The following is a 9,307-nucleotide window of genomic DNA, read 5'->3' as shown; positions in this document are numbered from 1 at the left end:
GCCCCCCCCCCCCCCCCCCCCCCCCCCACCACAAAAGGATTTTCACTACTATCGGGGCTATGGCAATCATTTCCATAAGAGTATTTTCGTTCGGTTTGTCATTTCGACCAGAGGGAGAAATCACACGCGGGATTCGACAAAGATTGGCGATTTTGATTGCGGAGTTTCTAGTGTGATTTCTCCTCCGTCGAAATGACAAACTTTGGTGATATACTTTACATATTGTCAAGATTTAATTATTTTTTCCAGATATCCTGATATTCGTCCGGATGTCTTTTGAATTGTGCGTGTACGTATGGACAAAGTGGTAAAACCATCATATTGTTGGCACGTACATACGATGTCATTTCGTCCAGAAGTTTTTTGGCGTAACCTTTTCCTTCGGCTTCTGGTTCAACTCCTGTATGGTAAACGGTTAGTAAATCGTCTTTGATGCTTACGGTCATTTCGCCTAATTTTTTATCATCAACATAAAGATTAAAAGCGCCATGTTTTTTTTCGTTTAATTCCAGTTTTATAGTTTCCATATATTTTTTTATTATTGTTTTTTAGTAGATAAAAGAGAACGAATCTTCTTTATTTAAAGATACTATATTATCAGAAATCCGCAATTTTAAAATTGTGTTTACTTAGTTTTCGCGGTGATAGAGATAGCAAATTATCATAGCAACTCCAGGGAAAATCAAAGTTCCTAATCCAAAAAACTTTCCGGCAACGGCTCCTAAAAAGCAACCCACAAGAAACCCGATTATGGTCACTAATTGTTTTTTGAAACTTAGTAGAACTTCGGTGTCTTTTAAGCCGTTTTTTAATAGATTTCCTAAATCAAGAGAAGCCTGTGTTACATTTCCTGTCATCATGGTTGTTGGACCGTGGGTTTCTTTAGCGTACAATTTTCCAAAAGCATTCTGAAGTCCCATTGCAAATACAGTTGTCATTGCAATAGTGTATATCGTCCATTGTGAAACAATTCCTAAATAACCAAAAACATAACAGGCAATACCGCTTAAAACTAGTATAATGCCTTCCCAAAATAAAATAGAGTACCGATTTGTTGCTTCTAATGCAATTCTTCCTCCAACAATTACGGCTAAAATAAAAACAGGGAAGGTGAGTAGTTTTACCCAGGCATGCAAATCTGAACCTTTGATGATTTGATAAGCGAAGACAATAAAGTTACCTGTAACGTGCGCCGAAAATATCGAATCAGCAGCGACAAAAGTTACGGTATCACAATACCCGGCAATCATGGTGAGAAGCAGGGTAACGTACCAAATGTTTTTTTGAATTTCCATAGTTTTTTAGTTCAGGTTAACGCGAAGCATTTTTAGATTTGGTTTAGTAAATAATAATCCAGTGAATATTTTCCTGCTCCAAGCGCAAGAATTAATAGTAAGGATAAAGTGTACATGTAAGGAACATCGCGTACTTCGAGCGAATCTTTTCTATGCACTACAAAATATCCTACGGCTGTCACGCCAATGGTTGGAAGAACGGCAAGTCGGGTTCCGATGCCCATAATAATCAGAAACGGAACTACAGTATCAGAAAAAGTGGCAACTAACCCGTTTAGTTTTTCTGGTAAATGCAGCGGATTTGGGACATGTTCTTTTTGTCCGTTTTCAACTCTGAATTTCTTCATTCCATGAACTCTAAAAAGCTCTACTGCCAATAATATTCTAAAAACTAAAATTGCAGCATTATTAAAAGATGTTCCTAAATCTGAATAAAGGATTTGTTTTATAATTTCGGTCATTTTATTTTAAGTTTAACCCGTTGGGGCATTTTTAACACATAGAAAAATAGATTTTGCATTCTCAAAAAAGGCGTTTCACTTATTTAAAACACACATAGTTAGCTATGTGAAAGAAATAGATTTCTTTTTATTATTCTTTTTTACACCTAAAAGCTATGTTTCTATGTGTTGAAAATATTTTTATTAATTCACAATATGTTACGTTTAAAATGCAAAGCAAGAACACCCAAGCGCTCCCCAAAATGCGTTATAATTATTTACCGGCACATTGCTCATTCTGGCAATATCGTGGCTGTGAGCGTGAACATCACAACTTCCGGAACAACTGTGTATTTGCGAAGTTAAACTTGGTTTAGCAGTTGTTTTTGCGTTCTTTTCGATAGCGCTCTGTAAGTTACTTTTACTTGGATAACCGTTATAAATATTGGTTGGTGACCAGTCCGGTAAAATCGGAATATGAGGCGGCGAAAAAGAAGAGAAATCTCCATTTGCATACACGATTTTTCCGTCTACAATAGTCAAATCAGCTTCGATTTTTTTAATGTCTTCATCATCAATAGTAAAATAATCACTATCCAAAACCACTAAATCAGCGAACATTCCGGTTCTAATATCTCCTTTTTTAGCTTGTTCCTGCGAGAACCAAGCACTTCCTCTCGTGTATAATTCTAAAGCTGTTTCTCTGCTTAATCTGCTTTCATTGTACAATTGTAAACCTCCAACTGTTTTTCCAGCCGTCATCCAATACATTGAAACCCACGGATTGTAACTACTTACTCTTGTTGCGTCAGAACCTCCACCAACAGGAACTTCCATTTCCAGCATTTTTTTAATTGGCGGCGTATTTTCGGCTGCTTTTGCGCCGTATCGGTCTGTGAAATATTCACCCTGATACGCCATTCTGCTTTGAACTGCGATTCCGCCTCCTAAATTTTTGACACGCTCAATATTACGTTCGTCAATTGTTTCGGCGTGATCAAATATCCAAGGCAATCCATTAAAAGGAATTTCCTGATTTATCTTTTCAAATACATTTAAGAATCTTGTAATACTTTCGTTATACGTTGCGTGAAGTCTAAATGGCCAACGGTTTTCTACTAAAAGGCGAACTACTTTTTCCAATTCTGCTTCCATATTTTCTGGAAGATCAGGTCTTGGCTGCAGGAAATCTTCAAAATCGGCAGCAGAAAAAACTAACATTTCGCCCGCACCATTGTGGCGATACATATCGTCTCCCTGATATAATTTTACGGTATCAATCCAATCTTCAAAATCTTCAAATTCGTGTTTTGGTTTTTGGGTAAAAAGATTGTAGGCAATTCTAACCGTTAATTGTTTCTTCTCATTTAATTCATTCACGACTTTATAATCGTCCGGAAAATTCTGAAATCCACCTCCGGCATCAATAACACTTGTGATTCCAAAACGATTCAGTTCTTTCATAAAATGACGTGTCGAATTGATCTGATGTTCATAAGAAAGTGTCGGCCCTTTTGCTAAAGTCGAATACAAAATCATCGCGTTTGGAGTCGCAATAATAAGTCCGGTTGGTTCTCCTTTAGAATCTCGTTCAATTTGTCCTCCCGGAGGCGCCGGTGTATTTTTAGTATAACCAACTGCTTTTAGTGCCGCTCTGTTCATAATCGCTCTGTCATATAAATGCAGAATAAAAACAGGAGTTTCCGGTGCAATCGCATTGATTTCTTCGAGAGTTGGCATTCTGCGTTCAGCAAATTGAAACTCAGACCAACCGCCCACAACACGAACCCATTGCGGATTTGGCGTGCGATCGACTTGTTCTTTCAGCATTCTAAGTGCATCGGACAAAGAAGGAACGCCATCCCAGCGCAATTCTAAATTATAATTTAAACCGCCTCGGATAAGATGAATGTGCGAATCGTTAATTCCAGGAACGACTCTTTTATTTTGAAGGTCGATTATTTTCGTTTCTTCAGATGCAAATTCCATTACATTGCTATCATTTCCAACAGCAATAAATTTTCCGTCTTTGATTGCTACCGCTGTAATATTTGGAGTTTCGGCATTGAAACTATGAATTTTACCGTTGAATAAAATTAGATCTGCTTTCATAAAATTAGTTTTAGTGGGTGGAAAGTTTTTTGATCATTTCGGCAGAAACTGAATCTGCATAGATGCCAAAAGCACTGGTTAAAACTCCTTTTATATTGTAAATTTCAGATATAATTCCGTACACAATATCTTCATCGCCTGGATCTGTATCTCCTTCAAAACGAAATATATATTCAATTTTGAATTCGTCAGGAGACATAGTTTGTTTGTTATTATTGTAACGGATACAGTTTTCGTCAAGATTAAAATTTTCTGTAAAACCTTGCTGATTCAGCCATTGTAAAGCTTCGGTAACCGTATCAAAAGAGGGTTGTTGAAATGAGTTCATAATTTGGTGGTATTAACTGCCTATAAATAAATTAGAGGCAGTCTTGGTTAATTTTATATAACATACTTATGATTTAATAAAAGCCAGAATATCGTTATTGATTGTTTCTGCTTCTGTTGTTGGCATACCGTGAGGAAATCCAGGATACGAAATTAGTTTTCCGTTTTTCAAAAGCGCTGCCGCTTTAGGTGCCTGATTGTAGGGTACAATCTGATCATCTTCTCCATGAAGAACCAAAACGGGAATATCTAAACTCTTAAGATCTTCTGTAAAATCGGTTTCAGAGAAAGCTTTTATTCCTTCATAATGTGCCAGAACTGAACCCATCATTCCCTGACGCCACCAATTGTGTTTAATTCCTTCCTGAATGGTTTGTCCTTCACGGTTCCATCCGTAGAATGGAATAGGAAAATCATAAAAATATTGTGCTCTGTTAAATCCGGTGCCTTGTCTTATTTCATCAAAAATAGATAACGGCACCCCTTCAGGATTTGCTTCGTTTTGAATCATTATTGGTGTTACCGCACTAATTATTACTGCTTTTGCAACACGTAATTTTCCGTATTTTGCAGCGTAGCGTATAACTTCTCCACCGCCAGTTGAGTGACCTACGTGAATGGCATCTTTTAAATCAAGTGCAGCTGTTAATTCAGCGATGTCTGATGCATAAGTTTCCATATTGTTTCCTTCAGAACTTTGACCAGAACGGCCATGTCCACGGCGATCGTGTGCAATAACGCGATAACCTTGTTTAAGGAAAAACATCATTTGTGCATCCCAGTCATCGCTTGATAAAGGCCATCCGTGGTGAAAAACTATTGGCTGACCATTTCCCCAATCTTTGTAATAAATCTCTGTTCCGTCTTTTACTGTAAATGTGCTCATCTTTTTTTGGTTTTAGATTAATAAATTTCTTTTACAAACTTACTGAGGATACAAAAGTTTGTCGATTAATCTAGATTAAGAAAAAACTTAATCACCTATTTTTATTTATTTAGTGGATACCAAACAAATAAGCAAATAAGATGCCTTTAATTGTAAGTTTAATTAAATCAGTGGTTTATATTGTAAAGTTATAATTTTAGCTTGCGATATTTCGTAATTTTATGGATGTATTATTCATTTCTAGAGATATTTTATAAAATTGACTGTTCAATTTTGAATTGAATTTGCATAATCAGATTATTCAATATTTTGCTTAGTCTCCAACTTTTGCACCTGATTTCAAAGTATGTACTTTTTGAAAGGTTTACCAAAAAGAAAAAGCCTTTAAACAGCAATGTTTAAAGGCTTTTTATGTTTAAAGTTTCTTTTGAAACTTCTATTGGCGGAGATAGTAACTATTCGCTTTTTTTATCCTAAATGTCTTATTTAACTCTGAAAGTTACTTTTCTAACTAATTTTCTTGCAGCATCTGAATCTTTTTCAACAGAAGTATCTTCTCCGGCTGCAACAATATTTAAACGTGATGGATTAACTTTTGCTTTTACCAAAACATCTTTAACGCTGTTTGCTCTTGAAGCAGCTAATTTATCATTGTAAGCAGATTTTCCTATTTCGTCTGCATGACCAATAATATCAACAGTAGCAGTAGGATTATTTCTTAAATAATTTAAAATAAAATCGATTCCTTCAGTAGAAACATTCGTTGGAGTAGATTTTCCAAAGTCAAAATAAGTACAAACATAACCACCGTTAATTAAATTTTTAATCAACTCATTGTTTCCAACAATTGGAGATTTATCAGTATTGCTTCCGTAAGTTTTTACTAAATAACTTTCTAATTCATCAGGAACATTATTGTTGTTTAAATCAATAGCTTTTCCTTTTGTATTAACCATTACCCCAGAAACTGTATTTGGCTCCTCGTCTAAATAATCGGCAACACCATCTTTATCAGTATCTAACATTGAAGTTTCGATATCATCAATTCTTTTTTTCAAATCATCAATTTCATTTCCGTTATCGATAACCCAGTCAGCATGTTTTTCATTTTTACCTAAGTAAACTGTTAAACCAACTGTTCCGTTAAAAAGAATTCCAGAGAAACCTCTGCCGTTATTAACACTTGCAGCATCAAAATTATGATCTTGCTTTGCATTTAAAATAGTTGTAAAATCTCCAGTTAAAACAATTCGGTTTGTTAATTTAATCTGTCCGGTTATACCAGCAATAAAATTCCCCATTCTGTCTTTTACAGCCGAATTTTCGTCTTCTAATTGTGCTAATCCAAAACCGGCATGACCTAAAATACCAATAGTATTTGTCCAGGTTTCAAAATTCATGATGCGCCCTAAATTTGCCACAGCCTGAATATCTGCTCTGTAATATTTTGTATCAAAATCTATAGAATTATTTTTTCCGGTAAAACTATTGTAACCAAAGTCGGCTTTCAAACCAAATTTGTTGTTAAACATATATCTGGCTCCTAAATCTACAACGTATGGACTTGGTGTTGATGTAAAATAACCAGAAGTCATTGGTCGTTGTGGTTTGTTTACACCACCGCCTAATTCAATAGACCATTTGTTATATTCAGTTTTTGTGTTTTTTTCATTTTTTACCTGTGCATTTACAGTTGTTAATGCTGAAGCAAAAGCCAATGTAATTATGAATCTTTTCATTTTTTTTAATTTTAAAATTTTTGGCAAAACTAAAAGACAATGATTCGTCAAAAAAATGGGCAGTAATTTATAAAGGAAATTTAGCTTGTAAATTGAAGGTGATAAATGCTAAAATTGAGAAGTAAAATATTGTTAATTAATGAATTATAAATTGATTTTAAAAAATGTTAAATTTTTATATTACTCAATTTGTTGATATATTTTAAAATAAAAGCTCATTTTTGCAATTCAATTGTAAAAAAGTACGAGTGAAAACGATATTAGGAAAGACGTATTTCTCAGAAGGGGAAAACATGTAGAACAAGTTCTACACGTTTTTTTAGATTGTTCTACACGGAATATTAATTATGGAGAGTATTTTCGCGGTTCGTTAAAAAATAAAATTAAAAATATATTCGAAATATAAATTAAAATATGTAAATTGTTTTAGGCATATTTATTCAATAAAAGACTCCCCAAATCTCTTTTAAATATTTGTTGTCGATCTAGTTAATGTTGATTTTACCGGAATTTAGCTTTATTTTTTTCTTTAAGCTGCATTCGTCTCTAAAAACAATAAAAACTCTTTCGTCTTAAGATTGTAATTAGATAATTCTAATTTAATATCTCAAAATGATATTTATTTAAGTGTAGTACATCTTTAGGACACGGCTACATAATACCTATTTAAATCAATTTAATGGGTTGATTATTTTTTCTTAACTCATTATTTTTTTATCATTTTAAAATATAAAATTTTGATTAGAAAACATTTTATGAATAAGACATTTAGTTTTTTTAAACTAAAATTCAAGCAGCGCAAAATAATTCATTACAGTTTATTGGTATGTGTTATTGTATTGCAGATAATTGCAGTAATTATTTGGTACAATGATTCGGTAAATGAAACTGAAATGTCTAAGGCTTTGGATTCGATGAATTCATTGAATAAAATCTCAAACTTTACGGGAAAAATAAATAATTCGTTTATTGAGTCTCAGAAAAATTTTAATACTTATGTAAGCAATAAAGACCAGGCTTCGTTAAATAAGTATAATGCTTCCTTAAGTGAAATAAGTCATTTAATAGATAGTTTAAGTTTAATTACGAAGGATAATAAGGAGTTTGTAAAAATTCTGAAAGAGAAGTATGAATCAGAATCAAATATTTTGGCATTAAAATCTGAAATAGATTCTATTATCGAGAAGCAAATTAATCCGGATAAGAATGATGCTTCAAAAGAATTTCGACTTAATAAATTTGAATACAAGAAGATTTTAGATAGCATAAAAACAGATTCTTATATAAAAGTAGATAGTGTATCCAAAAAAGGATTGTTTTCGAGATTAGGAGATGCATTGGCAGGAAAAATGAATGTTCAAAAAGAGCAGTTACATATTACTGTTACAATGAAATATAATGATAAAATAGTTTCCGGAAGTATTGAAGATCAGATTGCAAATGTGTTTAATACAACCAATAAATTCTACGAAAATCAGTTTAAAACATTAAAAAAATCATTTTCAAGTTTAAGAGAGCAAGATTTAAAATTAACAGAGCTTAACAACAAGTTGCTAAATTTAGAGGCGTCGATTATACCCAATTATAATAAATCGTTGAATACGCTTCAGGATAATACTCAGGCACAGTTGCAGGATAGATATAATACAAGTAAAGCAACAAAAAAATATACCATTGCCATACTAATTATATTGATGTTTATTATCTCAATCATAATTTTTAGTTTCACAAGAATGGCTTTTCAATATGAAAAAAGATTGGTTGTTGCACAAAATCAGATTAGACAAAGTCTGAATTTCAAAAATAGAATTATGGGTATGATAAGTCATGAAATTAGATCGCCCTTGAGTATCATTTCGATTTATAGTAAAATGATAAGCTCATCTATAAAAGATCTGGAAATAAAAGAAACGTTTAAATCCATTCAGTTTACAACAAATTCGCTGTTGCTTTTGTCGAGCCAAATTTTAGAATATTCTAAAGATGAAAACCGTTCACCAAAATTAGAAAACAAGCAATTTGAATTAAAAAGCGAAATAAATCAGATCGTTTCTTCAATGGGTTCACTGGTAGAAAGCAAAGGGAATAAGATAAAAATTAATTCTACTTTACTTGATGATATTGAAGTGAATTCTGATGCTGCAAAAATTCATCAGCTTTTTTATAACATTATCGGGAATGCTAATAAATTTACTAAAGACGGACTTATATCGCTCTCTATTAGTCATGAAAAAACAGGAAAACGTCAATTAAATTTAAAAGTAGAAATTCAGGATAACGGAATTGGAATTTCGAAGAATGATTTAAAAAATATATTTGAGCTGTATTACCAGGGAGAAGTTTCAGGAAAAGTAAATGATCTTGGCGTTGGTTTGGGATTAAATCTTTGTAAGGAAATCGTGGAGTTGTTTGGTGGCCAGATTAATGTGGAAAGTAAGGAAGGAAATGGCACAAAGGTTGCTTTTAATTTGATTTTAAACCAGGCTTAAAATGCAATAGAATTCCAAA

General features: G+C 33.1%; 8 protein-coding genes. 1 reads left to right on the top strand and 7 read right to left on the bottom strand.

All coding sequences use genetic code 11. The features are described 5' to 3' along the window. Window positions 1-236 precede the first annotated feature (236 nt). The 7 genes from LPB88_RS19080 to LPB88_RS19050 all read right to left on the bottom strand — a co-directional run bounded on the left by LPB88_RS19080 (window position 237) and on the right by LPB88_RS19050 (window position 6,799). Window positions 237-527 carry a GNAT family N-acetyltransferase gene (locus tag LPB88_RS19080; RefSeq protein ID WP_230717268.1) on the bottom strand — a complete coding sequence of 97 codons (291 nt, stop codon included), beginning with the start codon at window positions 525-527 and terminating at the stop codon, window positions 237-239. A gap of 102 nt (window positions 528-629) precedes the next feature. After that, window positions 630-1,295 (bottom strand): YoaK family protein, encoded by a 666-nt coding sequence (locus tag LPB88_RS19075; protein WP_230717267.1) that lies wholly within the window; start codon window positions 1,293-1,295, stop codon window positions 630-632. A gap of 32 nt (window positions 1,296-1,327) precedes the next feature. After that, window positions 1,328-1,756, bottom strand: a complete 429-nt coding sequence (locus LPB88_RS19070; RefSeq protein ID WP_230717266.1) for a DoxX family protein — start codon at window positions 1,754-1,756, stop codon at window positions 1,328-1,330. A 204-nt stretch (window positions 1,757-1,960) separates the two neighbouring features. Further along, window positions 1,961-3,847 carry an amidohydrolase gene (locus LPB88_RS19065; RefSeq protein ID WP_230717265.1) on the bottom strand — a complete coding sequence of 629 codons (1,887 nt, stop codon included), beginning with the start codon at window positions 3,845-3,847 and terminating at the stop codon, window positions 1,961-1,963. 10 nt (window positions 3,848-3,857) lie between these two features. Next, on the bottom strand, window positions 3,858-4,175 hold the full coding sequence (locus tag LPB88_RS19060) for a phosphoribosylpyrophosphate synthetase (RefSeq protein ID WP_230717264.1): 318 nt from the start codon (window positions 4,173-4,175) through the stop codon (window positions 3,858-3,860). 66 nt (window positions 4,176-4,241) lie between these two features. Next, complete coding sequence (locus LPB88_RS19055; protein ID WP_230717263.1) at window positions 4,242-5,060, bottom strand: alpha/beta fold hydrolase; 819 nt, start codon at window positions 5,058-5,060, stop codon at window positions 4,242-4,244. A 482-nt stretch (window positions 5,061-5,542) separates the two neighbouring features. Next, window positions 5,543-6,799 carry an OmpA family protein gene (locus LPB88_RS19050; RefSeq protein ID WP_230717262.1) on the bottom strand — a complete coding sequence of 419 codons (1,257 nt, stop codon included), beginning with the start codon at window positions 6,797-6,799 and terminating at the stop codon, window positions 5,543-5,545. A gap of 755 nt (window positions 6,800-7,554) precedes the next feature. Here LPB88_RS19050 and LPB88_RS19045 point away from each other — a divergent pair. After that, a complete protein-coding gene (locus LPB88_RS19045) occupies window positions 7,555-9,288 on the top strand; it encodes a HAMP domain-containing sensor histidine kinase (RefSeq protein WP_230717261.1) in 1,734 nt (577 codons plus the stop codon). Window positions 9,289-9,307 lie beyond the last annotated feature (19 nt).

It is taken from the genome of Flavobacterium sp. JAS (assembly GCF_020991455.1).
Lineage (GTDB): Bacteria > Bacteroidota > Bacteroidia > Flavobacteriales > Flavobacteriaceae > Flavobacterium.
The sequence above is the reverse complement of the archived record's forward strand: the minus strand, read 5'-3'. Positions and strand labels throughout refer to the sequence as shown.

Excerpts from the sequence above, each read along its gene's own strand:
- LPB88_RS19080 (WP_230717268.1), bottom strand. The coding sequence starts at position 527 with ATGGAAACTATAAAACTGGAATTAAACGAAAAAAAACATGGCGCTTTT.
- LPB88_RS19075 (WP_230717267.1), bottom strand. The coding sequence starts at position 1,295 with ATGGAAATTCAAAAAAACATTTGGTACGTTACCCTGCTTCTCACCATG.
- LPB88_RS19070 (WP_230717266.1), bottom strand. The coding sequence starts at position 1,756 with ATGACCGAAATTATAAAACAAATCCTTTATTCAGATTTAGGAACATCT.
- LPB88_RS19065 (WP_230717265.1), bottom strand. The coding sequence starts at position 3,847 with ATGAAAGCAGATCTAATTTTATTCAACGGTAAAATTCATAGTTTCAAT.
- LPB88_RS19060 (WP_230717264.1), bottom strand. The coding sequence starts at position 4,175 with ATGAACTCATTTCAACAACCCTCTTTTGATACGGTTACCGAAGCTTTA.
- LPB88_RS19055 (WP_230717263.1), bottom strand. The coding sequence starts at position 5,060 with ATGAGCACATTTACAGTAAAAGACGGAACAGAGATTTATTACAAAGAT.
- LPB88_RS19050 (WP_230717262.1), bottom strand. The coding sequence starts at position 6,799 with ATGAAAAGATTCATAATTACATTGGCTTTTGCTTCAGCATTAACAACT.
- LPB88_RS19045 (WP_230717261.1), top strand. The coding sequence starts at position 7,555 with ATGAATAAGACATTTAGTTTTTTTAAACTAAAATTCAAGCAGCGCAAA.